This window comes from Aeromicrobium sp. JJY06 (assembly GCF_044069275.1).
In the GTDB taxonomy this organism is placed as follows: domain Bacteria; phylum Actinomycetota; class Actinomycetes; order Propionibacteriales; family Nocardioidaceae; genus Aeromicrobium; species Aeromicrobium tamlense.
In genome coordinates this window covers 783,841-810,536 of the sequence record NZ_JBIMRD010000001.1, presented here as the reverse complement: position 1 = coordinate 810,536, position 26,696 = coordinate 783,841, and the positions used below count along the sequence as shown (strand labels likewise).

Here is a 26,696-nt window from a genome sequence, read left to right as displayed (position 1 = left end):
TTTCACGCCGGGGCGGACGGATAACGTGGTGCGGTGAGCAACAGGTCGGTCGGACGCGACGTCTTCTGGCGTCGTCGGCTCCTCGTGCTGGCAGCCCTGCTCGCGCTCGCCTGGGGCGTCGTGAAGGTCGTCGAGCTGATGGGCGACGACGAGCCGAAGCCGGCCGCCGCCACGCAGCCCACGCCCACCCCGACCACTCCCAGCAGCCCGCCCACCACCGCGCCGCCCGCCGACCAGGTCTCCGTCGCGATCGAGACCGATGCGGCCCTGTGCGAGCCCGACAACGTGCGCATCGTCCCCTCCGTGCCGACCGGTCAGTTCGCCGGCGGTCCGGTCCGGATGGACCTCATGCTGACCGCGCTCGACGGCGCCGCCTGCACCTTCCGCCCCAGCGCGAGCGAGCTGCTCGCCGTGGTCGACACCGAACGCGCGCCCATCTACGACTCCTCGGTCTGCCGGGCAGCATTCTTCGACGAGGCCGTCGCGATCCCGGCCGGCTGGAGCACGGTCACGTCGGTCGAGTGGACCGGCCGCGGCTCCGGCGCGGGCTGCGGCACCAGCGAGGGCTTCGCGCCCCCGGGCACCTACACGCTCAAGATCGGCACGTACGGCGGCGAGCCCGGCGAGGTCACGTTCAAGCTCGCGCGGCGCGCTCCCGAGACGCCCGAGACACCCGAGACCAAGGCCACGACCCAGCCCACGACGGCGCCCACGAAGAAGCCGGCGTCGCAGCCGACACCGGCGCGGCCGACCGCCAGCTCGACCGCCGGCAACGACTGAGCACGGTCGGGCGCAGCGTCAGACGTAGCGCTCGAGGCGAGCCGCGAGCGACGTCCGGTGCAGCCAGATCCGTGATCCGACCGCTGAGCGTCAGACGTAGCGCTCGAGGATGCTGGACTCGGCGAGGCGCGAGAGGCCGTCGCGGACGCCGCGGGCGCGCAGGTCGCCCACGCCCTCCACGGCCTGCAGGTCGTCGAGGCTGGCGCCCAGCAGGCGCTGGAGCGTGCCGAAGTGCGTGATGAGGCGCTCCACCACCGAGCCGGGCAGGCGCGGGATGCGCGCCAGCAGCCGGTAGCCGTGCGGCGACACCGAGGCATCGAGCGAGTTGCCGTCGCCGATGTGCAGCGCCGAGGCGACGATGCCGAGGTCGAGGACCTCCTGGGACTCCAGCTCGGCCAGCGCGTCGAGAACCTTCGCGGCCTGCTCGTCCGAGCCCGGCGGCAGGTAGTCGCGGACCACGAGCGTGCGCTCGGCGTCGACGCCGCCCACGAGCTCGTTCAGCTGGAGCGAGAGCAAACGGCCGTCGGAGCCGAGCTCGAGCACGTACATCTCGATCTCGTCGGAGATGCGGCGCACCATCTCGAGGCGCTGGGCGACGGCGGTGACGTCGCGGACGGTGACGAGGTCCTCGACCTCGAGGGCCGACAGCGCGTCGGAGACCTCGTCGAGGCGCGTGCGGTAGCGCTCGAGTGTCTGGAGCGCCTGGTTCGCCCGGCTGACGACGACGGTGGGCTCCTCCAGCACGTAGCGCTGGTCGTCCTGGTAGAGCGCGATCGTGTGCATCGACGCCGAGACCGAGATGACCGGGACGCCGGTCTGGCGGGCCACGCGCTCGGCGGTGCGGTGGCGGGTGCCGGACTCGGTGGTCGGGATCGACGGGTCGGGCATGAGGTGCACGGCGGCGCGCATGATCCGGGTGGCCGAGGAGTCGAGGATGATCGCGCCGTCCATCTTCGCCAGCTCGCGGACGCCGGTGGCGGTGAACGGGACGTCGAGGGCGAAGCCGCCCGTGGAGATCGAGTCGACCACGCGGTCCTGACCGATCACGATCAGGGCGCCGGTGCGCCCTCGCATGATGCGCTCCAGACCCTCACGCAGCGCCGTTCCGGGCGCGACGGAGCTCAGGGTCGCCCGCAGGTCGGAAGCCGGCACGACGTCTCTCGCTCTCGCTCACGTAGTGGTCGGCCTCATCCTAGGGCAGCGCCCGGAGCGCAGCGGCGAGATCTCCGGTTCGCAGCACCTTCAGGCCGACGCGGTCGAGGCTCTCGGTGCCGGTGGGGACGATCGCGTGGGTGAAGCCGATGCGCGCGGCCTCGCGCAGGCGGGCCTCGAGCCCGCGTACGGGCCGGACCTCGCCGGCCAGTCCGACCTCGCCGATCGCGACGAGTCCGCCGGGCAGCGGCGAGCCCCCGGCGGCCGAGATCACGGCCAGCGCGACCGCGAGGTCGACGGCCGGCTCGTGCAGTCGGGCACCGCCGACCGAGGCGGTGTAGACGTCCTGGTTGCCCAGCGAGACGCCCGTCTTGCTCAGCACCGCGAGCAGCATCGAGACGCGCGAGGAGTCCAGGCCGCTGGACGAGCGCCGCGGCGACGGCGTGGTGGCCGCGACCGTGAGCGCCTGCACCTCGGCCAGCAGCGGCCGGCGGCCCTCCATCGTGACGGTGACGCACGTGCCCGCGACCGGCGACTCGTGGCGGGACACGAACAGGCCTGTGGGGTCGGGCACCTCGACGATGCCGGCGTCGACGAGGTCGAAGCAGCCGATCTCGTCGACCGGGCCGAAGCGGTTCTTGGTGGCGCGCAGCAGGCGCAGCCGGCTGGTGCGGTCGCCCTCGAACTGCAGCACGACGTCGACGAGGTGCTCGAGCACGCGCGGTCCGGCGACCGATCCGTCCTTCGTGACGTGGCCGACCAGCAGCGTGGCGATGCCCTCGGCCTTCGCGCGGCCGATGACCGTGGCGGCGACCTCGCGCACCTGGGTGACGCCGCCGGGCACGCCGTCGACCGACGCCGACCCGATGGTCTGGACCGAGTCGACGATCAGCAGGCTGGGCTTGACCGCGTCGATGTGCGTGAGCAGACCGCCGAGGTCGGTCTCGGCGGCGAGGAACAGCTCGTCGGCCAAGGCCCCCGTGCGCTCGGCCCGCAGGCGCACCTGGGCCGCGGACTCCTCGCCCGAGACGTAGAGGGTGCGGCGCCCGGCGCGCGCCCAGCGGGCCGCGACCTCGAGCAGCAGCGTGGACTTGCCGACGCCCGGCTCGCCCGCCATCAGCATGACCGCGCCGGGGACGACGCCACCGCCGAGCACGCGGTCGAGCTCGGGGATGCCCGAGCCCATCGCGGCCGCCTCGGTGGCGGTGACCTCGGCGATCGGGACGGCGGGGCTGGAGACCGGTCCGGCGCTGGTGCGGCCGGTGCGCGAGCTGCCGCCGGCGACGTCGACCGTGCCCCACGCATGGCACTCACCACAGCGGCCGACCCACTTCGCGGTGGTCCAGCCGCACTCGGAGCAGGCGAAGGCGGACGCGGTCTTGGGCGGCATGGAAGACAGCGTAGGAGGGGCCACCGACAAGCCGGCGACCCCGCGGCGATCAGACCCGGACGATGCCGTTCGGGGTGTCGAACTCGGCGGCGAGGATGCCCGGCGCGCCGTTCGGGGCGACCCAGCGGACCTCGATCTGCTCGAGCGCGCCGACGGCGGGCTCGCCGAGCCAGTCGGCCAGCCGCTCGGGGCTGCCGGCGATCTCCAGGGCCGTCAGCGTGACCTCGGACTCCGCCATCTGCGAGGGGTGCTCGTCCTCGGGGATGTCCCACGAGATGACGAACGGCAGCTGCGGATCGGCGCGCATGCCGTGGACGCCGATCTGCTTCCACGTGAGGTTGAGGCCGTCGGGACGGTGACGGTTGCCCGGCACGGCGTGACGGCCGATGCGGTGCTCCACCGGGGTGATGTCCTCGACCGAGACGCACCAGCCGAGCCAGCCGCCGCCGAGCTCGGAGCGGGCGCGCACGGCCTGGCCGAACGGAGCCTTGTCCGACGCGGGGTGCTCGAGCGCCTCGACGACCTCCAGGTACTGGTGGTTCCTCAGCGGCAGGATCATGTTGTTGGTGCCGAAGCGGGGGTGGATGCCACCCGCCTGGAACACGGCGCCGAACTTCTCGCTCAGCTCGGTCGTGGTCGCGATGAGGCCCGCGGGTCCGACGGCGAACGACAGGTGATCGAGGTGCATACGGCATTGTTGCCCGTCACGTGATCGCCGTCTCAGTCAGGGTCACCTTGGGTCGGCGGGGTGCGGCACCGGGCGACCCGCGGCGACGAAGCGCTCACAGTGACCCACCAGCTCGGCGTAGCCGGCCTCGCCCATGAGTGCCGTCAGCTCGGCGCGGCTGCCGAGGTAGACGGGCTCGGGCGCGACGTGCGCCTCGGTGTTCGACGAGCAGTACCAGTCGAGATCGGCACCACCCGGGCCCCAGCCCGTGCGGGTGTACTCGCCGATGCTGACCTCGGTGTAGTGCGAGCCGTCGCCGGGGTCGACCTCGCGGAACTCGCGGCGCAGCGGCAGCTGCCAGCACACGTCGGGCTTCGTGGTGTGCGGCTCGAGCCCCGTGGCGAGGGCGTGGGCGTGCAGGGCGCAGCCGTAGCCGCCGGGGAAGTCGCGCGAGTTGTGGAAGATGCAGGCGCCGTCCGCGACCCGCGTCTTGAGCTCGCCGTCGGCGTCGCGCTCGGTCCAGCCCTCGGCGCGGCCGAGGTCGTGCAGCTCCCACTCGGTGGGGTCGAGCTGCTCGACGAACCCGGCGACGCGGGCGTGGTCGTCCTCGTCGCTGAAGTGCGCGCCCAGGGTGCAGCAGCCCGAGTCGGGCGCGGAGGCGTAGATGCCCGCGCACCCCGCGCCGAAGATGCAGGTCCAGCGCGACGTGAGCCACGTGAGGTCGCAGCGGAAGACCTCGGTGGCGTCGTCGGGGTTCGCGAACTCCACGAACGAGCGGGGGAATCCCAGGTCGACCTCGGGCACGGAGTCAGGGTAGGTCACGTGGACCGGCCACGTAGGGTTGACGAACGTGACCGGGGGACGACTCACCACCGCGTGGTGCACGATCGCGGCCGCCGCGGCGGCCCTCTTCGTGCTCGGCGTGTACTGGCCCGGACGCCTTCCCGGGGCCGACGTCGCGGTCGAGGTCCTCCTGGTCGTGGCCGGCGCGCTGTTCGCCCAGGTCCTGCTCGTCGAGCGCGACCGTCCCCTCGCCAACGTGATCGGCACCGGCCTGCGGCTCCTCGTGTCGCCCCTGCTCGTGCTCGTCGCCACCGGCCTGGCCGTGCAGCGCTGGATGGACGTCCGTGACTGGGCGCCGCTCCTGCACGACGTCCGCGACGCCGCGCTCGCACTCACCAACGTGCGCACCGTCGCCGCCGACTCGCCCGTGGCCACCTTCTGGCTCGTCTCGCTGCTCGTGCAGTCCGCCGTCGTCGTGCTGGTCCTGCGCCTCGTCGCCGACCGGCTCGCCAGCGGGCTGAGCCTCATCGTCCTGGTCCTGTCCGCCGCCTCCTTCGTCTGGTGGGCGTTCGACCCGGCGCTGCACCTCGGCGCCCGGTTCTGGCCCGTGGGCCTCGGCGTCCTCGTGGCGCTCGCCCTGTCGCGGGCGGGCGACGCGGCGCTCGGGCGCCCGATGGCGCTCATCGCGTGGGGCACGGGGCTCGGCGTCGGAGCGGTCGCCGTGCTCGTGTCCGGAGACCTCCTGCTGACCGTGGTCGGCGCCATGGCCGGCGTCCTCCTGGCCGCGTCGGGACCCGCTCACGGTTCGCCCGCCACGTGGCTCGGCCCGCGGCTGTCCGGCTGGCTCGCCGCGATCGCCTGGGCCGGCCTCTGCTGGGCCGGCCCCGCCCTGCGATTCGCCCCCGAGATCGCCGGCCGTGAGATCGGGCTGCGCGACCGCGCGGAGCTCCTCCTGCTCGTCGGCCTGGCCGCGGTCGTCACGGTGGCGCTCGTCGCGGGCCTGCGCGCACTCGTCGACCACGGAGGCCTGTGGGTCACGGTCGCCGCCGCCGCGGTGCTGGCGGCGTTCCTCGTCACGGTGCCCGGGACGGACCGGGTCGAGGCCATCGAGAGCGACGTCTCGCGGGTCGAGGCGCTCATGACCGCCGACGAGCCGGACTGCTTCGGCGCGATGACGATGGCGGCCCTGACCGACGGGGAGTCGTGCGCGAACCCTGACCTGGACGGCGTGATCCGGCCCGACGTCAGCCGCGCCGGTCGGGACTTCGTGGCCTACCTCGAGTGCTGGTCCGATCCGGGCGACGCCAACCTCAACATCTGCGACCTGGCCCCCGGCGCGAAGCCGGCCGAGGACGCCCCGAAGATCCTCGTGCTGGGCGACTCGCATGCCCGCGTGCTGTTCGGCGCCTTCCGACGTCTCGCGGAGCAGGGCGTCGTCTCGGTGGACGCCGCGGCGAAGGCCAGCTGTGGCTGGAGCACCCTGCCGGTCGTCGACCGCAAGGACACCCAGCGTGGTCCGCTGTGCGACGAGTGGCGCGGCAAGCTCGCCGACTGGCTGGACGAGCACGCGACCGACTACGACGTCGTCGTGACCACCTCGTACAACGGCCGCATGAAGGGCCCGAAGGGCCGCCAGGTGGCCAGCCACGTCGAGGCGTGGGAGCCCGTCACGCGCGCCGGCGTGCCGATCGTGGCGCTGCGCGACAACCCGCGGATGCCGGACGACACCGTCGACTGCCTCGCCGCCCTCGGCTCCACGGACTGGTCGCAGTGCGACGTCCCGCTCGACGACGTCGTGCCCGAGTTCGACCCGTTCGGCCCCGCGGCCGAGCAGGTCGACGGCGCCCACTTCGTCGACACCGAGCCGCTGTTCTGCCACGACGACGTGTGCCCCGCGGTGATCGGCGGGGTCAACGTCTACCGCGACTACAACCACGTCTCGGCGTCCTACGCGGCCACGCTCGCGCCCGTGCTCTACCGCGAGATCGCGCGCACCGGAGTGTTCGAGCCGCCGCGCTCGCCTGCGCAGCCCGCCGCAGCGATGTCACACTGAGGCCCATGCGCATCGGCGTCCTCGACATCGGTTCCAACACCGGGCACCTGCTCATCGTCGACGCGTTCCGTGGCGGACCGCCGATCCCGGCCCACTCGTTCAGCGAGCCACTGCGCCTCGCCGAGAACCTCGACGCCGGCGGCCATCTCACGGCAGAAGGCACCGACCGACTCGTGAAGTACGTGACCGAGGCCGCCTCGCAGGCCGAGGACAAGGGCGCCGAGCGCGTGCTGGCGTTCGCGACCTCCGCCGTGCGCGACGCGGGCAACGCCGACGAGGTGATCGCGCGGGTCGCCGAGGCCAGTGGGACGCAGCTGCAGATCCTGCCCGGCGAGGACGAGGCGCGGCTGACCTTCCTGGCGGTGCGCCGCTGGTTCGGCTGGTCGTCGGGCCGCCTCGGCGTGTTCGACATCGGCGGCGGCTCGCTCGAGCTGGCCGTCGGCGCCGACGAGGAGCCCGAGACCGCCACGTCGCTGCCGCTGGGCGCCGGCCGGCTCACCCGCGAGTGGCTCGACCGCGGGATGGACCACGACGACCTGCGCCGCGAGGTGCGCCGGGAGATCGGCGCCGTCGCCGGCCCGCTGCTGCGCGGCGGTCCCTTCGACCGCGCCGTGGCCACCAGCAAGACCTTCCGCTCGCTGGCGCGCATGTGCGGCGCCGCGCCGTCGGGGGAGGGGCCCTACGTCCGGCGCACGCTCAAGCACCGCGATCTCGTGAGCCTGGGCCAGGAGCTGCGGGTCGCCACCGATGAGCAGATCGCCGCGATGCCGGGCGTCTCGGCGATGCGCGCGCACCAGATGCGCGCGGGTGCCGTGGTCGCCGAGGCCACCATGGAGCTGTTCGGCGTCGACGAGCTCCAGATCTGCCCGTGGGCCCTGCGCGAGGGCGTGCTGATCGAGTACCTGGACCACCTGTGACCAGTGCCGCCCTAGTCTGGAAGGCGTGAGTGTGAGCCAGCCGAGGGTCTCGCTGTCGACGTCGTCGGTCTATCCCGACGGCACGGCGGCGGGCTTCGCGACCGCGGCGCGCCTGGGCTACGACGGTGTCGAGGTCATGGTGGGCCTCGACGAGGTCAGTGCCGACACCACCGCGATCAAGGCGCTGGCCCAGGCGCACGACATCCCGGTCGTCTCGATCCACGCGCCGTGCCTGCTGGTGACGCAGCGCGTGTGGGGCACCGACCCATGGGGCAAGATCCACCGCAGCGCCGAGATGGCGCTCGACGTGGGCGCCGACACCGTGGTGGTGCATCCGCCGTTCCGGTGGCAGCGCGAGTACGCGCGCGGCTTCGTCGAGGGCATCGCCCGGCTCGAGGACGAGTACGACGTGGCCTTCGCCGTGGAGAACATGTATCCGTGGCGCTCGGGCAAGCGCGAGTTCCAGGCCTACGCGCCCGGCTGGGACCCGGTGCCGTTCGAGTACGAGAACGTCACGGTGGACTTCTCGCACAGCGCCACCTCGCGGATCGACTCGATGCAGCTGATCGACGACCTCGGCGACCGGCTGCGGCACATCCACCTCGCCGACGGGTCGGGCTCGATCAAGGACGAGCACCTCATCCCGGGCCGCGGCACGCAGGGCTGCGACCGCCTGCTGGGCCACCTCGCCGACCGCGGCTTCACGGGCCACGTCGTGGTGGAGGTCAACACCCGCAAGTCGGACGACCGCGATGCGGACCTGCTGGAGGCACTGGCGTACGCACGCCTGCACCTCGCGCCGACGCCGGTCTGAGCCGGCTCAGGACCGCTGCGCGACGCAGAACTCGTTACCGGCGGGATCGGTCAGCGTGACCCACCGGAAGCTCGCGTCGCCGCGCTCGGCCACGAGCCCCGCGCCGGCCTCGCGCAGCCGCGCGACCTCGGCATCGAGGTCGTCCGCGAGAACGTCGAGGTGCAGCCGGTTCTTGCCCGGCGTGGGGTCCTCGACCTTCTGGAACGCCAGCGTGGGGCTGTCGGGGACCGAGACGATGACGTACCAGCCGTCGTTCTCCTCGGTGATGGTGCCGCCGGTCTGCTCGGCCCACCAGGTGGCCAACGCCAGGGCGTCGGTCGTGTCGCACGTGATCATCGCGGGTGTGACAGTCATGGCTGCACGCTACGACCGTGCCCCGACAGTCCGGTGGCGACGATCGAGCCGACCACGAGCTGGAGCTGGTGGTAGACCATCAGCGGCAGGATCATGAGCGGGAACGTGGTGGCCGAGAACAGCACGCTGGCCATCGGCAGGCCCGCGGCGAGCGACTTGTTCGTGCCGCAGAAGTAGATCGCCACCTGCGCCCCGCGGCCGAACCGGCGCCCCGCCAGCCAGCACACGAGCGACGAGACGGCGAGCAGGCCCGCGCAGACCCCGGCGACGACGGCGCCGTCGCCCCAGTCCAGGACGTCCCACACGTCGGCGTTCGTGCCGCGGCTGAAGCCGGCGTAGACCACCAGCAGCACGGTGGACCGGTCGAAGCGGCGCAGTCCCACGTCGTGCCGCACGAGCCACGGTCGCAGCCAGCGCCGCGCCACCTGGCCCGCGAGGAACGGCAGCAGGAGCAGGCCGACGATGCGCAGGATCGCCTCCGCGTCCACCGTGACGTCGCCACCGAGGAGCAGGGCCACCAGCAGGGGCGTGAGGAACACGCCGAGCAGGCTGGAGGTCGAGGCCGCGACGACGGCGATCGCGCGGTCGCCGCCGGCGATCGACGTGAACGCCACCGACGACTGGACGGTCGAGGGGACCAGGCACAGGAACACGAGCGCGGTCAGCAGCTGCTGCGAGATCACCGAGGGCGCCAGCGGCGACAGCGCCAGGCCCAGCAGCGGGAAGACGACGAACGTGACCGCGACGATCAGGACGTGGACCCGCCACGCGGTCAGCCCGTGCACGACCTCGGCCGTCGACAGCCGCGCGCCGTAGAGGAAGAACAGCGCGACGATGCCGACCTGCACGAGCACGTTGACGACCTCGAGCACCTCGCCCTGCGCCGGCAGCACGATCCCGAGGCCGGCCAGGCCGAGGATCATCACGACGAAGGGGTCGATGCGCACCGGGCCACGATAGGCGCAGGCGGCGCGCCGTCATCGCGCGGTTGCCGGGCCGTCGCCGGGCGTTCGCCCCAGACTGGCACCGTGAGTGCCATGAGCGAGACCAGCATCGACGCCGTCTGCGTGTTCTGCGGCGCCCGCGACGGGGCCCGGCCCGAGTACCTCCGGGCCGCCGAGCAGCTCGGCACCGCCCTGGCCCGCGCGGGCGTGGACCTGGTGTTCGGCGGCGGCGGCATCGGCATCATGGGCGCGGCCTCCCGCGCCGCCCGCGAGCACGGCGGCCGCGTCGTCGGGGTCATCCCGCAGTCGCTGCTGGAGCGCGAGGGCGGCCGTACCGAGGACCCGGACATGCACGTCGTGGAGACGATGCACGAGCGCAAGGCCCTCATGCACGAGCTCTCCGACGCGTTCGTCGTCCTGCCCGGCGGGCTCGGAACCTACGAGGAGTTCTTCGAGATCCTCACGTGGCGCCAGCTCGGCTTCCACGACAAGCCGATCGTCGTGGTCGACACCGAGGGCTACTACGGCCCGCTGCGCGAGATCGTGTCGCACGGCGCGGCCGAGGGCTTCATCGGTCCGCGCGACGAGGAGCTGTTCACGATCGTGCAGTCCGTGGACGAGGCCCTCGCGGTCCTCGGCATCGACGCCTGAGAGACGCCCGTCACGCCCGCTGGCCGGGCCGGGCCCACCGCCAACTACCCTCGGTCCCATGAGGATCGCGGTCATCGGTGGCGGTGTCATGGGAGGCACGCTGGCCGAGGCGATGGCCCGCGCGGGCCGGGACGACATCGTCGTCGTGGAGCGCAGCGCCGAGCGGCGTGCCGAGCTGGAGGCCCGGGGCCACGAGACGTCGGACGACGTCGCCGCGGTCGCCGGGGCCGAGATGATCCTGCTGGTCGTGAAGCCGCAGGACGTGGCCTCGGTCCTGCCCGAGATCTCGGCGGTGGCCGGGGACGGCGCCACCGTGGTCTCGCTGGCCGCCGGAGTCCGCACCGCCACGATCGAGGCCGCGCTGCCCGAGGGCGTCGCCGTGGTCCGTGCGATGCCGAACACGCCCGCCGTCATCGGCCGCGGCATGTTCGGCGTCTCGCCCGGCAGCCGCGTCCCCGTCGAGAGGCTCGACGCGGTCGTCGACCTCCTCCGCTCCGGCGGCGAGGTCGTCGTGGTGGACGAGTCGCACCAGGACGCCGTCACGGCCGTCTCGGGCTCCGGCCCGGCCTACCTGTTCCACCTCGCCGAGCACATGATCGCCGCGGGCATCGAGGGAGGCCTCGACCCCGAGGCGGCGCGCGCGCTGACCGTGCAGACCCTCGTCGGGGCCTCCGAGCTGCTGGCCGGCTCGGACGAGTCGCCCGAGGAGCTGCGCCGCCGCGTCACCTCCCCGAACGGCACCACCCACGCGGCGATCACCACGTTCGACCAGCACGGCGTCGGCGAGGGGATCCGCGCTGGCGTTCTGGCCGCGATCGCCCGCTCCGCGGAACTAGGCTGACGACATGGACGATCGCGCCGCGGTGGTGTTCGACGAGCACCTCACCGACTACGACTTCGGGCCGTCGCACCCGATGGCGCCCGTCCGCGTGAAGCTGACGATGGCGCTCGCCGAGGAGCTGGGCGTCCTGGAGGACCTCGACGTCGTCGGCGCCCGTCCCGCCACCGAGAGCGAGCTGCTGAGCGTCCACACGCCCGACTACGTCGAGCGCGTCGTCAACCTGAGCAAGCACCCCACGCACTCCGACCCCGCGCACGGTCTCGGCACCGAGGACAACCCCGTGTTCCGCGGGATGCACGACGCCAGCGCGCTCATCGCCGGAGCCAGCCTCGAGGCCGCGCGCCTGGTCTGGACCGGTGAGCGCAAGCGGGCGATCAACGTCAGCGGCGGCCTGCACCATGCGATGCCCGGACGGGCGAGCGGCTTCTGCGTCTACAACGACGTGGCGATGGGCATCCAGTGGATGCTCGACCACGGTGCGAAGAAGATCGTCTACATCGACGTCGACGCCCATCACGGCGACGGCGTGCAGGCGATCTTCTACCACGACCCGCGGGTCCTGACGATCTCCCTGCACGAGTCCCCGCAGACCCTCTTCCCGGGCACGGGCTACTCCACCGAGGTGGGCGCCGAGGGCGCCGAGGGCTCGGCGGTCAACGTCCCGCTGCCGCCCGGCACGTCCGACGCGGGCTGGCTGCGCGCGTTCCACGCGGTCGTGCCGCCGATCGTGCGCGAGTTCGCGCCGGAGGTCATCGTCAGCCAGCACGGCTGCGACTCCCACATGGACGACCCGCTGACCAACCTCATGCTGAGCGTCGACGGCCAGCGCGCCTCGTACCTCGCCGTCCGCGACCTCGCCGAGGAGCTCACCGGCGGGCGCTGGCTGGCCACCGGTGGCGGCGGCTACGCCGTGGTCGACGTCGTGCCGCGCGCCTGGGGACACCTGCTGTCGATCGTCAGCGGCAACCCGCTGCCGCCCGAGACCGAGACGCCCGAGGCCTGGCGCCGGGCCGTGGAGCAGCTGCGCGGCCAGCCCGCCCCGACGCGGATGACCGATGGTCGCCGGGCCCTCTACCGCCGCTGGGAGGACGGCTACGACCCCGCGTCGTGGCTCGACCGCTCGATCCAGGCGACGCGCACCGAGAGTTTTCCGCTGAACGGCCTCGACCCGTCGTACTGACTGAAATTCCCGGTGAAACCACGAGTTTCGCGGTACGGCCGCGGTACACAAGGACGGCTGCGGCGGCCGAAGGTACGTGAGTTTCCTGAGAGTTTCAAGTTTTCCGTTCACAGGTGACTCACGTGCCACTACGCTTCCATCAAGCACGCGCGCTCACTCTCCGGTGGGGAAGCCGGAGAGCGCGCGTGCCCTGGGAGGATGGTGTGAGATGACTGAGGGAACCCGCTTCATGACCGTCGCCGAGGTCGCGGACCAGATCCGTGTCTCGAAGATGACGGTGTACCGACTCGTGCACTCGGGTGAGCTCGAGGCCGTGCGTGTCGGTCGCTCCTTCCGCGTGCCCGAGCACGCGGTCGAGGAGCTGCTGCAGAAGTCGTTCTACCAAGCCGGCTGACGCAACCTGGGGTCCGTGGGGGGCGGACCGACAGGACTTCGCCCCCGAGCGCCCACCGCGTGTGCGCCGACGGGGTGCGATCGCCTAGTGTTGGTCTGTCCTGTGTGAAAGATCAGATCGAGGTGAGTCGTGGGTTCTGTCATCAAGAAGCGCCGCAAGCGGATGTCGAAGAAGAAGCACCGCAAGATGCTCAAGCGCACGCGAGTGCAGCGCCGCCGTCTGGGCAAGTGACCGATGGCCGGGGTCGTCCTCGTCACGGGCGCGGCCACGCCGGGCGTGGCTCAGGCCGCCCGGCGCATCGCTGAAGCGGAGGATGTCAGGGTCGTCGCCGTCGACACGACCCTGCCCACCGACGATCTCGGGTCAGTCAAGTTCGTGCGTGCGGACATCCGCACGCCCGTCATCTCCAAGGTGCTCGCCGTCGAGGACGTCGACACCGTCGTCCACGCGGACCTGGCGCCGATGCGCTCACGCGCGGGCGGCAGCGCCACCAAGGAGATCAACGTCATCGGCACGATGCAGGTGCTCGCCGCCTGTCAGCGCTCCGAGACGGTCAAGCGCGTCGTCCTGGCCAGCAGTGCGGCCGTGTACGGCGCGTCCCCGCGCGACCCCGCGGTGTTCACCGAGTCCGCGACGGCGCGCGGCGGCACCAAGTCCGGGTTCGCCAAGGACATCGTCGAGGTCGAGGGCTACACGCGCGGCTTCGCGCGCCGCCGTCCCGACGTCTGCGTGACCACCCTGCGCATGGCGCAGTGGCTGTCGCCGCACTTCCCGACCGTGCTCGGGACGTACTTCTCCAACCCGGTCCTGCCGGTGCCGATGGGCTTCGACGCGCGCCTGCAGCTGCTGCACCCGCAGGACGCCCTCGAGGTCATCGCGATGGCCGCGCACGAGGACCACCCCGGCACCTTCAACGTGGCCGGCGACGGGATCCTCATGCTCAGCCAGGCTGCCCGGATCATGGGCAAGCCCACGCTCCCGCTGCTGCCGCTGGGCTTCGGCTCGGTGCTGCGCCGGATGGTGCACTACATGGGATCCGACGTGTCGCCGGGCGTGCACCGCCTGCTCACGTACGGCCGGGTGCTCGACACCACGGCGCTGCACGAGATCTTCGGCTACCGTCCCCGGCACACGACCCGCGAGACCTTCGAGTGGTACGCCGAGACGGCGCGCCCGGGCCTGCTGCACGCATGGGGGATCACCGGATGAAGGACGACCTGAAGGGCATCGGCATCTCCGGCCGGCCGGGACGGGGCAATGGCTCCACGTCCCCGTCGCGAGCCGCGCGCTCACTCGCCGGTCCGGCGGCCAGGAAGGCCACCGGCAAGTCCGCCGCGAAGAAGGCCGCGAAGACCTCGGGCACCAAGCCCACCTCGGCCGCCCAGGCCGACGCCGCGACCTCCGCCTCGGCCCGCTCGGCCGCGCCGAAGCAGGACGCGCCCCAGACCGCGAAGAAGACCGCCGCGAAGAAGACGGCGGCCAAGAAGGCCGCCGCGAAGACCACCACGACGAAGGCCGCCTCCGCCAAGAAGGCGGCACCGAAGAAGGCCACGCCGTCGCCGGTCGAGCCCGAGCAGCCCACCACCGGACGCACCCGCGAGCGTCACCTGCGCGCGGTGCCCGAGGACGAGGGGCAGGACCACCGCCAGGAGCCGCCGCGCGAGGCCACCGCCGACATCGACCCCGAGGACGTCGCCGCCGCCTTCGCCGAGGGCGCCCGCCGGCTCATGGGCACGGACTGGCAGGTCAAGGTGCTCGAGATCGTCGGCAGCCTGCGTCGCCGCCTCTCCGGCTCCTACGAGGTCGACGAGTTCGGCCTCGACCCCGAGGTGCTCGACCTGCTGTCGCACCTCGTCGAGCCGCTGGCCGAGAGCTGGTTCCGGCTCGAGGTGCGCGGCGTCGAGAACATCCCCACCGACGGCGGCGCGCTGCTGGTGGCCAACCACTCCGGCACCGTCCCGGTCGACGGCCTCATCACGGGCTACGCCGTGCGCAAGCACACCGGTCGCCCGATCCGGCCGCTCGGCGCCGACCTCGTCTTCCGGCTGCCCTACGTCGGCCAGGTCGCGCGCAAGATGGGCGCCACGCTCGCCTGCGCCGAGGACGCCGAGCGGCTGCTGACCTCCGGCGAGCTCGCCGCGGTGTGGCCCGAGGGGTTCAAGGGCATCGGCAAGCCGTTCAGCGAGCGCTACAAGCTCCAGCGGTTCGGACGCGGTGGCTTCGTGTCGTCCGCGATGCGGGCGCAGGTGCCGATCGTGCCGGTCTCGATCGTGGGCGCCGAGGAGATCTACCCGCTCGTGGGCAACATCCCGTCGCTCGCGCGGCTGCTCGGGGTGCCGTACATCCCCATCACGCCGTTCTTCCCGCTGTTCGGGCCGCTCGGCCTGATCCCGCTGCCGAGCAAGTGGATCATCGAGTTCGGCGAGCCGGTACGCACCGACGCCTACGCGCCCGAGTCGGCCGACGACCCGATGCTGCTGTTCAACGTGACCGACCAGGTCCGCGAGACCATCCAGCAGACGCTCTACAGCCTGCTCGTCGAGCGTGGCAATCCCTTCATCTGAGTCGAGGAGCCGACATGCCTGACCGACGGCCGGACCTGCGCCTCGACGCCCCCACGCTCGAGCCGTCCGACGACCTCGTGTTCCGCCTCGCGATGGCGGCGCGCAGCCACGCCTCGACGGCACCCACGCGCAGTCGTGGTCGGCGGCTGGCCCTCGTCGTGGGGTCCTTCCTCGGCGTCAGCGTCATCTCGGTGGGCGGCGCCTGGGCGGTCGGCGCGATCGACGTGCCGCTGCTGCCGCCCTCGCCACTGCGCGACGTCATCGTCACGCCCACTGAGCCGCCCCCGCGGGACCGTCAGGACGGCGGCTCCACATCGGGTGGCGGAGCCGACCTCGATCCCGCCGGAAAGGTCGTCACCCCTGCGGGTGCCGACCGTGGATCGGGCGCGGGCGACGTCTCCGACTCTGCCGACCGATCGCCGTCGGACCCCGCACCGAAGGACCCGGGTGACGACACCGCGGCGCCCGTCGACCAGCCCCCGGCCAAGGACCGCGGTCAGGGCGACACTCGCAGTCAGGACAAGGGCGACAACGGCCAGCACCGCGGGCAGGACAAGGACCCCTCGGGCCGGGGCTCGTCCGAGGAGGCTCGAGAGCGCGGCAACGGCAACGGCAACGGCGACGGCAACGGCTCCACCAAGCCGAAGCCCGAGAAGCCCTCGGCCAAGCCCGAGAAGGACAAGAACGCGCAGGCCGCCGATGACTGACGACGCCGTCATCAAGGCCGCCAAGTGCGGCGAGCCCGACGCGTGGCGCGAGCTCTACCGCGCCCACGCGGGCCGGCTCGTCACGTGGCTGCAGACCCGGCCCACCGGAGACACCGCCGCGTCGCCGGAGGACGTCGCCAGCGAGGCCTGGTACGTCGCCGCCACGAAGGTCTCGCAGTTCGAGGGCACCGCCGCCGACTTCGGCGGCTGGCTGTTCGGCATCGCCCGGCGGATCAGCGCGAACTCGCGCCGGACCTCGCAGCGACGCAACACCCTGCCGGTGGAGACCGACGAGCTCCACGAGGTCGTCCCCGACCACGGGCCCGAGGTGGAGGGTCAGGACTGGCTGCGATCGATGCTCGCTTCGCTGCCCCCGCGCGAGCGGGCTGCCGTGGGCCTGGTCGACGGGATGGGGATGGACCTCTCCACGGCGGCCGACGTCCTGGGCGTCAGCGCGGTGTCCGTACGCGTGGCGCGGCATCGGGGCCTGCGCAAGCTCGCCGGCCGCACCCCGGCGCGCTCGGTCGACGCGTCGCCTCGCGGCTGAGACCCCCTGACAGGAAGATGCCGGCCCGCCCCGGGGGTTGGGGCGGACCGGCCTCCCTCGTCCCGCGACGCGGGCGAGTCTGTGCCTCGCTCAGGCGGCGGGCTGGTTGGCCAGGCACTTGGCGAGGCGCGCCTTGGCCTTGGCGACGCGCTGGACCTGCGCCTTCTTGGTCTTGGCGACCTTGGTGCGGCGATCCTTCGCGACCTTGAGCTTCTTGACGGCCTTGCGCTTCTCCGAGGCGGTGTCGGCCTGGCGGACTTCCTTCTTCGCCTTCTTGACCTTCGCCTGCTGCTGGGCGAACACGGCGTTCACCTTGGCCAGCTGGGCCTCGGCGCGCTCGACCTGAGTGGTCTGGGTGGCGCAGGGCTCCGACGTGGTCGGGCGATCGGCGTGGGCGGCCGGGGCCGCGAGCGGGCCGAGGGCCAGGGCCAGGCCGGCGGCGAGCGCACCGATGCGAGCGCGGTGAGTCATGTGAATCTCCTCAGGTGGTGGGCAGTCCGAGAACTGCTGACACCCGAGACCTGTCACGACTCGCGTCCGGCGTTACATCCGGACGAGAAAAAGATCGCCGGCGGTGGCGTGCGGGGGACGACGACCCACGCACGCCACCGCCGAGCGGGTCAGGGCTGCTTGGCGCCGAGGCGCTTCAGCAGCTGGTCTCCCTCGATGTCGAGGTCGGGCAGCGCGCGATCGAGCCACTTCGGCAGTCGCCAGGCGCGGTCGCCGAACATCGCCATCAGCGCGGGCACGAGCGTCATGCGCACGAGGAACGCGTCGATCGCGATCGCGACGGCGAGGGCGAAGCCGATCTGCTTGATCATCGGGTCGCCGTTGAAGATGAAGCCGGCGAAGACGGCGGTCATGATCACGGCGGCCGCCACGACGACGCGGCTGGAGTGGCTGAAGCCGTCGATCACGGACTCGCGCCCGCTGTGGCCGTGCACCCACGACTCGCGCATCGAGGACACCAGGAACACCTGGTAGTCCATCGCCAGGCCGTACGCGATGCCCGTGACGAGGATCGGCAGCAGGGCCATCACCGGGCCCGTCGAGTCCAGGCCGAAGAGGCTGTTCAGCCAGCCCCACTGGAACACGGCGGTCGTGGCGCCGAGCGTGGCCAGGATCGTCAGCAGGAAGCCGGCGGTGGCCTTGAGCGGCACGATGATCGAGCGGAACACGATCGTCAGGACGATGAGCGACAGCACGATGACGATCGCGAGGTAGATCGGCATGACCTCGCTCATCTTCTCGGCGATGTCGATGCCCATGGCCGTCTGGCCGGTGACGCCGAGGTCGATGTCGTACTGCTGCGAGAACTCGCTCGAGCGGTCGCGCAGCTCGTGCACGAGCGTCTCGGTGGACGGGTCCGTCGGGCCCTCGCGCGGGATGACCGAGACCAGCACGGTGCGGCCGTCCTCGCTCATGCCGGCGGCGTTGGCCGAGGCCACGTCCTTCACCTGGCCGAGCTCGGCCAGGACCGCGCCGGCGGCCTGCTGGTCGACCGGCTGGTCGGTGCGCGACGACAGCACCACGAGCAGCGGGCCGTTGAGGCCCTCGCCGAACGCGTCGCTCACCGTCTCGTAGCTCTCGCGCTGGTCGGAGCCGGCGTTGTAGTTCTCGCTCGACGGCAGGCCGAGTCGCATGTCGAGCGCGGGGATGGCGATGACGAGCGTGGTGACCACGACGACGGCCGCGGCGACGAAGCGGTTCTTGGACAGGAACGTCGCCCAGCGGCGCGCCGTGGCGTGGTCGTTGCCCTCGGCCTCGCGCTCGGCGAACTGCGAGCGGGCCTTCTCCGACACGATCCGCTCACCGACCAGGCCGAGCAGGGCCGGCAGGGCGGTGAGGGCGACGAGCACGGCCACCGCGATCGTGGCGGCGGCGATGATCGCCATCGTGGTGAGCAGGCTGATGCCGATGACCACGAGGGCGGCGAGCGCGATGATCACGGTGGTGCCGGCGAAGAACACGGCGCTGCCGGCGGTGCCGACGGCGCGTCCGGTGGCCTCGTGGGCGCTGAGCCGCTCGCGCATGATGAGGCGGCGCTGGCGGTTGACGATGAAGAGCGCGTAGTCGATGCCGACGGCCAGGCCGAGCATGAGGCCCAGGACGACGCTCATCGAGCCGAGCTCGTAGAAGTGGCCGAGCGCGTACGCGCCGCCGACGCCCACGCCGACGCCGAGGATGGCGGTCAGCAGGGGCAGGCCGGCCGCGACGACCGAGCCGAGGACGAGGAACAGCACGACCGCGGCGATGACGATGCCGACGGCCTCGCCGATGCCCGCGACCTCGGGCAGCTCCTGCAGGGAGGCGCCGGGGAGCACCTGGATGTCAGCGGCCTCGACCGGCGCCTCGGCGGCCTCGAGGACGTCGTGGATCGTGCCCTCGGGCAGGTCGGTGGTCTGTTTCGTGAACTGGAACTGCGCCATCGCGACGGTGCCGTCGGGCGAGATCGTCACTCCCGGGACGAGCTGACCGCCCACGACGAGGGGCAGCGGCTGGTCGAGCTCCTGGCCGGCGCGCGCGGCGGCCGCGGCCTGCTCGGCGGCCTTCACCTGCGCGGCCATCTCCTGCTGGGCGGCGGCCTGCGCCTCGGCCGAGCCCGCGAGGTCGGCCGGGTTCACGACCGTGTCGTTCCCGTAGATCTCCTGCATCGACTGGGCGAGCAGCCCGGCGGACTGCTCGTCGAAGAAGCTGACGCCGTCCGGGGCGCGGTAGACGATCTGGCCCGCGCCACCCGCGGCGGCGGGCATCTCCTCCTCGAGCTGCTCCAGCACCTCCTGCGCGGCGACGCCGTTGATCGTCACCTCGCCGCTGAGCTTCGGTGCGTTGACGGCGATCGAGCCGACGATCACGGCCAGCAGGACCAGCCAGGCGCCGAGGAAGCGGAACGGGTGAGCGAAGGCGGACTTGCCCCAGCGGTACAGGAGTGTCGACACGGGTGTTCCTCACGAAGTGATAGGTGACTCTCACATCGTAGAATGGGGGGTGAAACGAGGCCAGAGGAGGTGAGGAGACGTATGTCACGACGTGACTCGCGCGAGAACGCCGAGCGCATCCTCGCCGCCGTGCAGCGGCTCTGGGCCGACGACGCCTCCCCGTCGATGGAGCGAATCGCCACCGAAGCCGGCGTCGGCGTCGCCACGGTCTACCGCCACTTCCCGAACCGCGCCGCGCTCGAGAGCGCAGCGTTCGGTCGGATCTTCGCCGAGGAGCTCATGCCGCTCGTCGACGGCGCCGAGGACGAGGACGCCGACCTGCTCGAGGTCGCCGAGCGCTTCGTCGAGGTCATCGGGCGCTACGCGCCGGTGCTGAGCGAGGTCGGCGCCAGCCACGTCACCGACGAGGCCCTCGAGGAGCTGGGCGAGCCCTTCGTCGATCTGCTCCGCCGCGGCCAGGTCACGGGCGTCCTGCGCGCCGACCTCGAGCCGGTCGACATCTACTGGCTGCTGCGGATGATCGTGCTGGGCCTGAACTCGCCCGTCGCCTCGCCCACGGTGCGCCGCCGCTACGTCGCGATGCTGCTGCCCGCCCTCGCGCCGGGCGACCACGACCCGCTGCCCCGGCTCTCCGACGAGGACTACGACCGCCTCGGCGTCCTGCCCGAGCACCGCCGACCCCCGGCGGACTAGAGGCGGCGGCGGAGCCGCTTGCCGACGAGGTAGGTGGCCGAGGCGGCGGCGCCCACGGCGCCGGCCTTCAGGCTGGCGGCGGCCACCTTGCGGCCCGTGCGGTAGTCGCGGACGAGCCAGCCGTTGGCCTTGGCGTGCGAGCGCAGGTGGCCGTCGGGGTTCACGGCGCAGGGGTGCCCGACGAGGGACAGCATCGGGATGTCGTTCGAGGAGTCGGAGTACGCGTAGCAGCGCTCGAGGTCGAGACCCTCGGACTCCGCGAGTGCCCGGACGGCCACGGACTTGCCCTCGCCGTGCAGCATGTCGCCGACGAGCCGGCCCGTGTAGACGCCGTCGACGTGCTCGGCGACGGTGCCCAGCCCGCCCGTGAGGCCGAGCCGGCGCGCGATGACCTGGGCGATCTCGACGGGCGCCGCGGTCATCAGCCACACGCGCTGCCCGCGGTCGAGGTGCCACTGGGCCATCGCGCGGGTGCCGGGCCAGATCTTCTCGGCCATGTACTCGTCGAAGACCTCCTCGCCGATCTCCTCGAGCTCGCGGACCTCGTGCCCGGCGATGAACTTGAGCGCGGCGCTGCGGGCCTGCTCGATGTGCTCGGGGTCCTCCACGCCGACGTACTTGAAGTAGGCCTGCTGCCAGGCGGCCCGGGCGATGTCGCGCGTGGTGAAGAACTGGCGCCGGTGCAGCCCGCGGGCGAGCAGGAAGATCGACGCGCCCTGCATGATCGTGTTGTCCACGTCGAAGAACGCCGCCGCGGTGGGGTCCACCGGCTGCGCGAGCGCCTGTTCGACCTCCGCGGCCGCCGCTGCGGCCTGGCCGGCCAGGATCGAGCGCGACTGCAGGTTCCGTGGTCCTTCGGGCGGTCGTCGCGGGGACATGGCGATCACTGTAACGGCGTTGTGCGGCCAGCAGGTGTGGTTGACTCGTCGGCATGACCGTCAACGTGAGTGACGATCTGCGTGAGACCGCGCGTCGCGACCCCGAGGGCATCGCCCTGATCGAGCCCCGCACCGACCGCCGGGTCACGTGGGCCGAGTTCGACCAGTGGGCCGATCGCGTGGCCCAGACCCTCCTCGCGCGCGGCGTCCTGGCCGGCCAGCGCGTCGCCCTCGTCATGTCCAACGGCATCGACCTCGCGGTCGCCTACTACGGCGTGCTCCGCGGCGGTCTCGTCGCCGTGCCGATCAACCCGCGCGCCACGCCCCGCGAGATCTCGCGCATGGTCGCGGCCTGCTCGCCCAAGATCGTCGTCGGCGACGCCCAGTCGATCACCCAGGTGCGCCAGGCCGACACCGGGGACTCCCTCATCGTGGTCCACCGGGCCGCCCCGCAGGAGGGCGAGCTGCGCTTCGGTGCCCTCCTCGACCAGGCCAGGGACGCCGCCCCCGTCGCGCCGCGCGACCCCGAGTCGCTCGCCGTCGTGCTCTTCACCTCCGGCGCCACCGGCCTGCCGCGCGGCGTGATGCTCACGCACCGCGCGCTGGCCGCCGACATCGACCAGCTGCTGCAGATCGAGTCCCCGCCCGTGATCACGTCCGACGACGTCGTCCTCGGACTGCTGCCGATGTTCCACGTCTACGGACTCAACTGCGTGCTCGCGCTGTCGGTCCGCGCGGGCGCCACCGTCGTGCTGATCGAGGAGTTCCACCCCGGTGCGCTGCTCGGCGACATCGTCGACCACGGCATCACCAACCTCCCCCTCGCGCCGCAGGTGATCCAGGCGCTCGTCGGACTCGAGGGCCTCGCCGAGGCGTTCGCGAACGTCCGGCTCATCGTCTCGGGCGCCTCCGCCCTCGACCCCGACCTGGCGCAGGCGTTCCACGCCCTGTCGGGCAAGCCGGTCGAGCAGGGCTACGGCCTCACCGAGACGTCGCCGGTCGTCACCACCACGGTCGGCGACGGTCGCGAGCCCGGCCAGCTGCCGCCCGCGGGCTCGGTGGGCCGTCCGCTGCCCGGTGTCGAGATCGCGCTGCGCGACTTCCTCGGCCAGCCGGCCGCCCCCGGCGACCCCGCCCAGGTCTTCGTCCGCGGCGCCAACCTGTTCTCCGGCTACTGGCCCGACGGCTCGGACGGCCCCGACGCCGACGGCTGGTGGGCCACGGGTGACATCGGCCTGCTGGACGACCAGGACAACCTCGTCCTCGTGGACCGGCTCAAGGAGACGATCAACGTCTCGGGCTTCAACGTGTACCCCTCCGAGATCGAGGAGGCGATCGTCGACGCGCCCGGCGTGGAGTCCGTCGCCGTGATCGGCGTGGAGGACGAGCGCACCGGCGAGGCCGTCGTCGCGTTCGTCGTGCCCGACGACCCCGAGGGAGACGCCGCCCCGGTCGAGGAGGCCGTCCGCACGATCGCCGCCGAGCGCCTGGCGCGCTTCAAGGTGCCGTCGCGCGTCATCGTGGTGGCCGCGCTGCCGCACTCGCCCACCGGCAAGGTCGCGAAGGGACGCCTGCGCGCCCTCGTGCGCTCGGAGCCGGCATGAGCGAGCACGAGCGAGCGAACATGCGGTCGGTCATGCCGGCACGCTCGTACTGTCGTCTTTCCGCGGGCGTGGCGGCATGACGATCGCGCACGCCGACGACGCTCGCGTCGTCGTCTACTCCCGTGAGGGCTGCCACCTGTGCGAGGCCGCCGAGCAGGTCGTCGCGCAGCTCGTGGCCGAGACCGGCGACGACTGGGTGCGGGTCGACATCGACACCGAGCCCGATCTGCAGGAGCGGTTCACCGAGCAGGTGCCGGTGACCTTCGTCGACGGACGCCAGCACGACTTCTGGCGCGTGGATCCCACGCGCCTGCGCGCGGCGCTCGCCCGCGGCTGAGCCGGGCCCGCGGCGGGGCGCATTAGCGTTCCTTGTCGCGGTCGGGGAAACTTCTAGGCGTGTCAGATCGCATCTACGTCCGCCGTTACGTCGATCCGCTGGACCCGCCGTCGATGAAGCGGTTCCGCGCCGGATGCGGCAAGAACTCCGGCAACCTCATCTTCGCCGCGTCCGCGCAGCGCTCGGTGATGGTGGACGGCGTCGACGTCGAGGCGAACAACCTCAACACGCTGATGCGCAGCGTCGATCGCCTCAACGAGGAGCAGCGGCACGTCGTCATCCCGCTGGCCAACGCGTTCCGCCGCGGCTACCTGCCCCAGCTCGGCGACCTGACCTCGGCGATCGAGCGCCTCAAGGTCCCGGTCACGATCCTCGGCGTCGGTGGCCAGTTCCAGCTGGACGGCACCCCCGAGCGCTCCGAGGAGGTCGACGCGGCCGCCCGGCGCTTCATGCGCGCGGTGCTGGCCCACGGCCCCTCGATCGGCGTGCGCGGCGAGCGCACCGCCGCCTACCTGTCCGACCTGGGCTTCTCCGAGGTCGACGTCATCGGCTGCCCGTCGATGTTCCTGCGCGGCCGCGACCTGCACGTCCGCGACACCGCGCCCACGTTCGACAAGAGCACCAAGGTCAGCCTGAACCTGACGCCGCACGTGCCGATCCCCGACGGCTGGGTCGCCGACGTCTTCAAGCGCCACCCCCGCGCCGAGTTCGTCGCGCAGGAGATCCGCGACCTCGACGCGATGCTCGGCGGCCCCGCGGTCAAGGCCGGCTCGCGCGAGTACCCCGGCTCGATGCGCCACGACGTCATCGCCGACAACAAGGCCGTGCTGCACTGCCACGCGCCCACGTGGATCGAGTCGATGGCCGCGCGCGACTTCACGGTCGGCCACCGCATCCACGGCAACATCTCGTCGCTGCTGGCGGGCACGCCGGCGCACGTGATCGTGCACGACAGCCGCACCCGCGAGCTGTGCGAGTACTTCGAGATCCCGCACACGCAGGTCACCGAGCACCGACTCGAGGACACGCCCGAGCGGATCTTCGAGCGCTCGGACTACGCGGCCCTCATCGGCAACCACCCCGAGCGCCTCGCCCGCTTCGCCGGCTTCCTGGAGAGGCACGGCCTGCGTCACGCGCTCGACCTGCCGGCGGGGGAGACCCCGTTCGACCGCGCGGTCGCGCAGGTCGAGGCGCGTCCCGGCCTGGTCGTCCGGCCCCGCTCCACCGAGCCCGAGCTGATGGACCTCCGCGTCTGGAACGCGGCGCGGGCCGCCCACCAGGGCATCGCGCAGGCCGAGGCGCGCGCGAAGAAGGCCGAGGCGCGCCTCAAGGCCCTCGAGGCGAACCAGGGCCTGAAGGGCCTGCTGCGGCGCGGCCGCTGACCTGATGCGTCCTGAGATCCAAGCCCTGAGGGCCGCCGCCGTCCTGGCGGTCGTCCTCTTCCACCTCTGGCCCGGCCGGCTGAGCGGCGGCTACATCGGCGTCGACGTCTTCTTCGTCATCTCCGGCTTCCTCATCACGAGCCACCTCATGCGCGAGGTCGAGCGCCGGGACCGCGTCGACCTGGCGCAGTTCTGGGCGCGGCGCGCGCGGCGTCTGCTGCCCGCGGCCTACCTCGTGCTGTTCGTCACCGCGATCGGCGTCCTCGTCTGGCTGCCGCCGGCGCAGTGGACGCAGAACTTCCGCGAGATCATCGGCTCGACGCTCTACGTCGAGAACTGGGTGCTGGCGATCGACTCGGTGGACTACCTCGCCGCCGACGGCGTCCCCTCGGCGGTCCAGCACTACTGGACCCTCTCGGTCGAGGAGCAGTTCTACCTCGTCTGGCCGCTGCTCATCGTGGGGGCCCTCGCCCTGGCCCGGCGCCGCGGCTGGGCGCGCGCGAAGGCCGTCCTGGTCGTCCTGTCGGTCGTCACGGTGACGTGCTTCCTGTTCTCGCTGTGGCTGACCTCGCAGCACCCGCAGCTGGCCTACTTCGCCACCCCCGCGCGGGCGTGGCAGTTCGGTGCCGGAGCGCTGTTCGCGGTCGCCCTCGTCGACCGGATCCGGTTGCCCAGACCCACGGCGATCGCGGCCTCCTGGCTCGGCTTCGGCGTCATCGCGGTGTGCGCCCTCGTCTACGACGAGAGCACCCCGTTCCCCGGCACGGCCGCCATCGCGCCCGTCCTGGCGACGCTGCTGGTGATCGCGGCGGGCACCCCGTCCGGCCGCCTCTCGCCGACGCCGATCATGGCGTGGCGGCCCGTGCAGGTCACGGGCGACCTCTCGTACTCGATGTACCTGTGGCACTGGCCGCCGATCATCCTGCTGCCCGAGATCCTGGGCGAGGAGTTGGGCCTGTGGCCACGGGTCGGCATCCTCCTCGGCACGTTCGTGTTGGCCTGGCTGACGATGAGGTTCGTGGAGAACCCGATCCGCTTCGGCACCCGGTTCGGCATCCGGCGCCCCCGGGTCACGGGGCTCGTGTCCGTGTTCGCCGCCGCCCTGGTGGTCGGCTTCTCCGTGTTCGGCTACCAGGCCGGTCAGGCCGAGGAGCAGCGTGCCGAGGAGTTCACCGCCCGGGTCAACGCCGACATGCCGAAGTGCTTCGGCGCGGCGTCGATGCCGCCCGCCGGCGACTGCGAGAACCCCGAGCTCGCGACCATGCGGGTGCCGGCCGGCCCCGACGTGAGCCGCGACTGGGGCGGCCGCAGCGAGTGCTGGGGCAAGAACGACCAGGTCGAGCTCAAGTCCTGCGACTTCGGCGAGCGCTCGGGCGACCGGCCCCACGTCGTGCTGCTGGGTGACTCCCACGCCCGCGCCCTGCTGCCGGGCTTCGTGCGTCTGGCCGAGCTCGACGAGCTCTCGCTCACCACGCAGCTCAAGGGTGGCTGCGCGTGGTCCACCGACCTGCCCGGTCGCACGGCCGTGCCCGAGGTCCTGCAGACCTGCCCCGCGTGGCGCGAGAACGTCCAGGAGTGGATCGAGCAGAACCAGGACGACATCGACCTCATCGTCACCACGGGCTACTCCCGCAACCTCGCCGGCTCGCAGGCGCAGCAGGCGAAGGCGCTCTCGGAGGCGTGGACGAAGGCGACGAAGCTGGGCATCCCGGTGGCCGCCGTCGTCGACAACCCCGACAACGGCACGCCGCCCGCGAAATGCCTCGACCGCGTCGACTCGTGGGACGAGACCACGTGCTCGGTGCCGCGCGACGAGGCCTTCCCGTACGGCGACGCGTTCGGCGAGGCCGCCCGGATGACCAAGGGAGCCGAGCGGATCGACATGACCGACTTCTACTGCCTCGAGGACGTCTGCCCGGCGATGATCGGCGGCGTGAACGTGTACCGCGACCGTCACCATTTCACCGCGACGTTCACGCGGACGCTGGCTCCGTTCCTGTGGAGCCGCATCACCGCGCAGGTCGACGGGCTCCCCACCAGTGACCGCTGAACGGGCCGCGTCGCCGTCGCCGATTTTGTGAAAGGGTTCCCAAACTCCTAGACTGGCGGCGCGCCACGGCCCAAA

The 26,696-nt window shown here is 72.2% G+C and carries 27 protein-coding genes; 18 read left to right on the top strand and 9 right to left on the bottom strand.

Going from position 1 to position 26,696, the window contains the following annotated elements:
* Positions 1-33: 33 nt before the first annotated feature.
* Positions 34-780, top strand: coding sequence for a hypothetical protein (locus ACGWYL_RS04095; RefSeq protein ID WP_395486493.1), 747 nt, complete (start codon positions 34-36; stop codon positions 778-780).
* Positions 781-870: 90 nt separating this feature from the next.
* On the opposite strand, the gene disA is transcribed toward ACGWYL_RS04095, so the two are convergent.
* The 4 genes from disA to ACGWYL_RS04075 are packed head-to-tail and all read right to left on the bottom strand — an operon-like array spanning position 871 to position 4,793.
* Positions 871-1,932, bottom strand: a complete 1,062-nt coding sequence (disA, locus tag ACGWYL_RS04090) for a DNA integrity scanning diadenylate cyclase DisA (RefSeq protein WP_179422546.1) — start codon at positions 1,930-1,932, stop codon at positions 871-873.
* Between the two features lie 40 nt (positions 1,933-1,972).
* Positions 1,973-3,322 carry a DNA repair protein RadA gene (gene radA, locus ACGWYL_RS04085; RefSeq protein ID WP_179422548.1) on the bottom strand — a complete coding sequence of 450 codons (1,350 nt, stop codon included), beginning with the start codon at positions 3,320-3,322 and terminating at the stop codon, positions 1,973-1,975.
* A gap of 49 nt (positions 3,323-3,371) precedes the next feature.
* Complete coding sequence (locus ACGWYL_RS04080) at positions 3,372-4,010, bottom strand: VOC family protein (protein WP_179422550.1); 639 nt, start codon at positions 4,008-4,010, stop codon at positions 3,372-3,374.
* A 42-nt stretch (positions 4,011-4,052) separates the two neighbouring features.
* Positions 4,053-4,793 (bottom strand): hypothetical protein, encoded by a 741-nt coding sequence (locus tag ACGWYL_RS04075; RefSeq protein ID WP_269303863.1) that lies wholly within the window; start codon positions 4,791-4,793, stop codon positions 4,053-4,055.
* A gap of 46 nt (positions 4,794-4,839) precedes the next feature.
* Between ACGWYL_RS04075 and ACGWYL_RS04070 the strand changes: the two genes are divergently transcribed.
* From ACGWYL_RS04070 to ACGWYL_RS04060, 3 genes are read left to right on the top strand one after another with little or no spacing between them, the layout of a single operon-like run.
* Positions 4,840-6,825, top strand: coding sequence for an SGNH hydrolase domain-containing protein (locus tag ACGWYL_RS04070; RefSeq protein ID WP_269303861.1), 1,986 nt, complete (start codon positions 4,840-4,842; stop codon positions 6,823-6,825).
* A gap of 5 nt (positions 6,826-6,830) precedes the next feature.
* A complete protein-coding gene (locus tag ACGWYL_RS04065; protein ID WP_179422556.1) occupies positions 6,831-7,742 on the top strand; it encodes a Ppx/GppA phosphatase family protein in 912 nt (303 codons plus the stop codon).
* A 25-nt stretch (positions 7,743-7,767) separates the two neighbouring features.
* Positions 7,768-8,556 (top strand): sugar phosphate isomerase/epimerase, encoded by a 789-nt coding sequence (locus tag ACGWYL_RS04060; protein ID WP_331283450.1) that lies wholly within the window; start codon positions 7,768-7,770, stop codon positions 8,554-8,556.
* Positions 8,557-8,562: 6 nt separating this feature from the next.
* Here ACGWYL_RS04060 and ACGWYL_RS04055 read toward each other — a convergent pair whose 3' ends face one another.
* Both ACGWYL_RS04055 and ACGWYL_RS04050 read right to left on the bottom strand, forming a co-directional pair.
* Positions 8,563-8,910 carry a VOC family protein gene (locus ACGWYL_RS04055; protein WP_179422558.1) on the bottom strand — a complete coding sequence of 116 codons (348 nt, stop codon included), beginning with the start codon at positions 8,908-8,910 and terminating at the stop codon, positions 8,563-8,565.
* Positions 8,907-9,857 (bottom strand): bile acid:sodium symporter family protein, encoded by a 951-nt coding sequence (locus ACGWYL_RS04050; protein WP_395486492.1) that lies wholly within the window; start codon positions 9,855-9,857, stop codon positions 8,907-8,909. The genes ACGWYL_RS04055 and ACGWYL_RS04050 overlap by 4 nt, the downstream gene beginning before the upstream one ends.
* Before the next feature lie 90 nt (positions 9,858-9,947).
* Between ACGWYL_RS04050 and ACGWYL_RS04045 the strand changes: the two genes are divergently transcribed.
* From ACGWYL_RS04045 to ACGWYL_RS04005, 9 genes are all read left to right on the top strand, one after another.
* Positions 9,948-10,505, top strand: a complete 558-nt coding sequence (locus tag ACGWYL_RS04045; RefSeq protein WP_269303856.1) for a TIGR00730 family Rossman fold protein — start codon at positions 9,948-9,950, stop codon at positions 10,503-10,505.
* Between the two features lie 58 nt (positions 10,506-10,563).
* Positions 10,564-11,346, top strand: coding sequence for a pyrroline-5-carboxylate reductase (gene proC, locus ACGWYL_RS04040; protein ID WP_179422562.1), 783 nt, complete (start codon positions 10,564-10,566; stop codon positions 11,344-11,346).
* A 4-nt stretch (positions 11,347-11,350) separates the two neighbouring features.
* Positions 11,351-12,526, top strand: a complete 1,176-nt coding sequence (locus tag ACGWYL_RS04035) for an acetoin utilization protein AcuC (RefSeq protein ID WP_269303854.1) — start codon at positions 11,351-11,353, stop codon at positions 12,524-12,526.
* 208 nt (positions 12,527-12,734) lie between these two features.
* Positions 12,735-12,920: a helix-turn-helix domain-containing protein gene (locus ACGWYL_RS04030; protein ID WP_179422566.1), complete on the top strand. Its 186-nt coding sequence runs from the start codon at positions 12,735-12,737 to the stop codon at positions 12,918-12,920.
* A gap of 129 nt (positions 12,921-13,049) precedes the next feature.
* The gene (locus ACGWYL_RS04025; protein ID WP_019143756.1) at positions 13,050-13,151 is read left to right on the top strand and encodes a 30S ribosomal protein bS22; all 102 of its coding nucleotides are present in this window, start codon (positions 13,050-13,052) and stop codon (positions 13,149-13,151) included.
* A 3-nt stretch (positions 13,152-13,154) separates the two neighbouring features.
* Positions 13,155-14,129: an NAD-dependent epimerase/dehydratase family protein gene (locus ACGWYL_RS04020; RefSeq protein WP_179422568.1), complete on the top strand. Its 975-nt coding sequence runs from the start codon at positions 13,155-13,157 to the stop codon at positions 14,127-14,129.
* A complete protein-coding gene (locus ACGWYL_RS04015; protein WP_269303847.1) occupies positions 14,126-15,484 on the top strand; it encodes a lysophospholipid acyltransferase family protein in 1,359 nt (452 codons plus the stop codon). The genes ACGWYL_RS04020 and ACGWYL_RS04015 overlap by 4 nt, the downstream gene beginning before the upstream one ends.
* Before the next feature lie 14 nt (positions 15,485-15,498).
* On the top strand, positions 15,499-16,191 hold the full coding sequence (locus ACGWYL_RS04010) for a hypothetical protein (RefSeq protein ID WP_269303845.1): 693 nt from the start codon (positions 15,499-15,501) through the stop codon (positions 16,189-16,191).
* Positions 16,184-16,738, top strand: coding sequence for an RNA polymerase sigma factor (locus tag ACGWYL_RS04005; protein WP_179422574.1), 555 nt, complete (start codon positions 16,184-16,186; stop codon positions 16,736-16,738). Before ACGWYL_RS04010 ends, ACGWYL_RS04005 begins: the two co-directional genes overlap by 8 nt.
* A 90-nt stretch (positions 16,739-16,828) precedes the next feature.
* On the opposite strand, the gene ACGWYL_RS04000 is transcribed toward ACGWYL_RS04005, so the two are convergent.
* A complete protein-coding gene (locus tag ACGWYL_RS04000) occupies positions 16,829-17,209 on the bottom strand; it encodes a hypothetical protein (protein WP_269303842.1) in 381 nt (126 codons plus the stop codon).
* 149 nt (positions 17,210-17,358) lie between these two features.
* Positions 17,359-19,677: an MMPL family transporter gene (locus tag ACGWYL_RS03995; RefSeq protein ID WP_395486491.1), complete on the bottom strand. Its 2,319-nt coding sequence runs from the start codon at positions 19,675-19,677 to the stop codon at positions 17,359-17,361.
* 81 nt (positions 19,678-19,758) lie between these two features.
* On the opposite strand from ACGWYL_RS03995, the gene ACGWYL_RS03990 reads away from it, so the two are divergent.
* Positions 19,759-20,370, top strand: coding sequence for a TetR/AcrR family transcriptional regulator (locus ACGWYL_RS03990; protein WP_179422580.1), 612 nt, complete (start codon positions 19,759-19,761; stop codon positions 20,368-20,370).
* On the opposite strand, the gene ACGWYL_RS03985 is transcribed toward ACGWYL_RS03990, so the two are convergent.
* On the bottom strand, positions 20,367-21,248 hold the full coding sequence (locus tag ACGWYL_RS03985; RefSeq protein ID WP_179422582.1) for an HAD family phosphatase: 882 nt from the start codon (positions 21,246-21,248) through the stop codon (positions 20,367-20,369). The two genes, ACGWYL_RS03990 and ACGWYL_RS03985, sit on opposite strands and share 4 nt — an antisense overlap.
* 53 nt (positions 21,249-21,301) lie before the next feature.
* Between ACGWYL_RS03985 and ACGWYL_RS03980 the strand changes: the two genes are divergently transcribed.
* The 4 genes from ACGWYL_RS03980 to ACGWYL_RS03965 all read left to right on the top strand — a co-directional run bounded on the left by ACGWYL_RS03980 (position 21,302) and on the right by ACGWYL_RS03965 (position 26,621).
* Positions 21,302-22,852 carry a class I adenylate-forming enzyme family protein gene (locus ACGWYL_RS03980; protein ID WP_179422584.1) on the top strand — a complete coding sequence of 517 codons (1,551 nt, stop codon included), beginning with the start codon at positions 21,302-21,304 and terminating at the stop codon, positions 22,850-22,852.
* 76 nt (positions 22,853-22,928) lie between these two features.
* On the top strand, positions 22,929-23,189 hold the full coding sequence (locus tag ACGWYL_RS03975; RefSeq protein ID WP_179422586.1) for a glutaredoxin family protein: 261 nt from the start codon (positions 22,929-22,931) through the stop codon (positions 23,187-23,189).
* Positions 23,190-23,248: 59 nt separating this feature from the next.
* The gene (locus ACGWYL_RS03970; protein WP_395486490.1) at positions 23,249-24,571 is read left to right on the top strand and encodes a polysaccharide pyruvyl transferase family protein; all 1,323 of its coding nucleotides are present in this window, start codon (positions 23,249-23,251) and stop codon (positions 24,569-24,571) included.
* A 4-nt stretch (positions 24,572-24,575) separates the two neighbouring features.
* Entirely contained in the window at positions 24,576-26,621 is a 2,046-nt protein-coding gene (locus ACGWYL_RS03965) for an acyltransferase family protein (protein WP_269303837.1), read from the top strand.
* Positions 26,622-26,696: the final 75 nt, after the last annotated feature.

What these genes read in the sequence shown, in the direction of transcription:
- radA (WP_179422548.1), bottom strand. Translation starts at nt 3,322, where the DNA reads ATGCCGCCCAAGACCGCGTCCGCCTTCGCCTGCTCCGAGTGCGGCTGG.
- ACGWYL_RS04080 (WP_179422550.1), bottom strand. Translation starts at nt 4,010, where the DNA reads ATGCACCTCGATCACCTGTCGTTCGCCGTCGGACCCGCGGGCCTCATC.
- ACGWYL_RS04065 (WP_179422556.1), top strand. Translation starts at nt 6,831, where the DNA reads ATGCGCATCGGCGTCCTCGACATCGGTTCCAACACCGGGCACCTGCTC.
- ACGWYL_RS04055 (WP_179422558.1), bottom strand. Translation starts at nt 8,910, where the DNA reads ATGACTGTCACACCCGCGATGATCACGTGCGACACGACCGACGCCCTG.
- ACGWYL_RS04045 (WP_269303856.1), top strand. Translation starts at nt 9,948, where the DNA reads ATGAGCGAGACCAGCATCGACGCCGTCTGCGTGTTCTGCGGCGCCCGC.
- proC (WP_179422562.1), top strand. Translation starts at nt 10,564, where the DNA reads ATGAGGATCGCGGTCATCGGTGGCGGTGTCATGGGAGGCACGCTGGCC.
- ACGWYL_RS04035 (WP_269303854.1), top strand. Translation starts at nt 11,351, where the DNA reads ATGGACGATCGCGCCGCGGTGGTGTTCGACGAGCACCTCACCGACTAC.
- ACGWYL_RS04030 (WP_179422566.1), top strand. Translation starts at nt 12,735, where the DNA reads ATGACTGAGGGAACCCGCTTCATGACCGTCGCCGAGGTCGCGGACCAG.
- ACGWYL_RS04020 (WP_179422568.1), top strand. Translation starts at nt 13,155, where the DNA reads ATGGCCGGGGTCGTCCTCGTCACGGGCGCGGCCACGCCGGGCGTGGCT.
- ACGWYL_RS04015 (WP_269303847.1), top strand. Translation starts at nt 14,126, where the DNA reads ATGAAGGACGACCTGAAGGGCATCGGCATCTCCGGCCGGCCGGGACGG.
- ACGWYL_RS04010 (WP_269303845.1), top strand. Translation starts at nt 15,499, where the DNA reads ATGCCTGACCGACGGCCGGACCTGCGCCTCGACGCCCCCACGCTCGAG.
- ACGWYL_RS04005 (WP_179422574.1), top strand. Translation starts at nt 16,184, where the DNA reads ATGACTGACGACGCCGTCATCAAGGCCGCCAAGTGCGGCGAGCCCGAC.
- ACGWYL_RS04000 (WP_269303842.1), bottom strand. Translation starts at nt 17,209, where the DNA reads ATGACTCACCGCGCTCGCATCGGTGCGCTCGCCGCCGGCCTGGCCCTG.
- ACGWYL_RS03990 (WP_179422580.1), top strand. Translation starts at nt 19,759, where the DNA reads ATGTCACGACGTGACTCGCGCGAGAACGCCGAGCGCATCCTCGCCGCC.
- ACGWYL_RS03985 (WP_179422582.1), bottom strand. Translation starts at nt 21,248, where the DNA reads ATGTCCCCGCGACGACCGCCCGAAGGACCACGGAACCTGCAGTCGCGC.
- ACGWYL_RS03980 (WP_179422584.1), top strand. Translation starts at nt 21,302, where the DNA reads ATGACCGTCAACGTGAGTGACGATCTGCGTGAGACCGCGCGTCGCGAC.
- ACGWYL_RS03975 (WP_179422586.1), top strand. Translation starts at nt 22,929, where the DNA reads ATGACGATCGCGCACGCCGACGACGCTCGCGTCGTCGTCTACTCCCGT.
- ACGWYL_RS03965 (WP_269303837.1), top strand. Translation starts at nt 24,576, where the DNA reads ATGCGTCCTGAGATCCAAGCCCTGAGGGCCGCCGCCGTCCTGGCGGTC.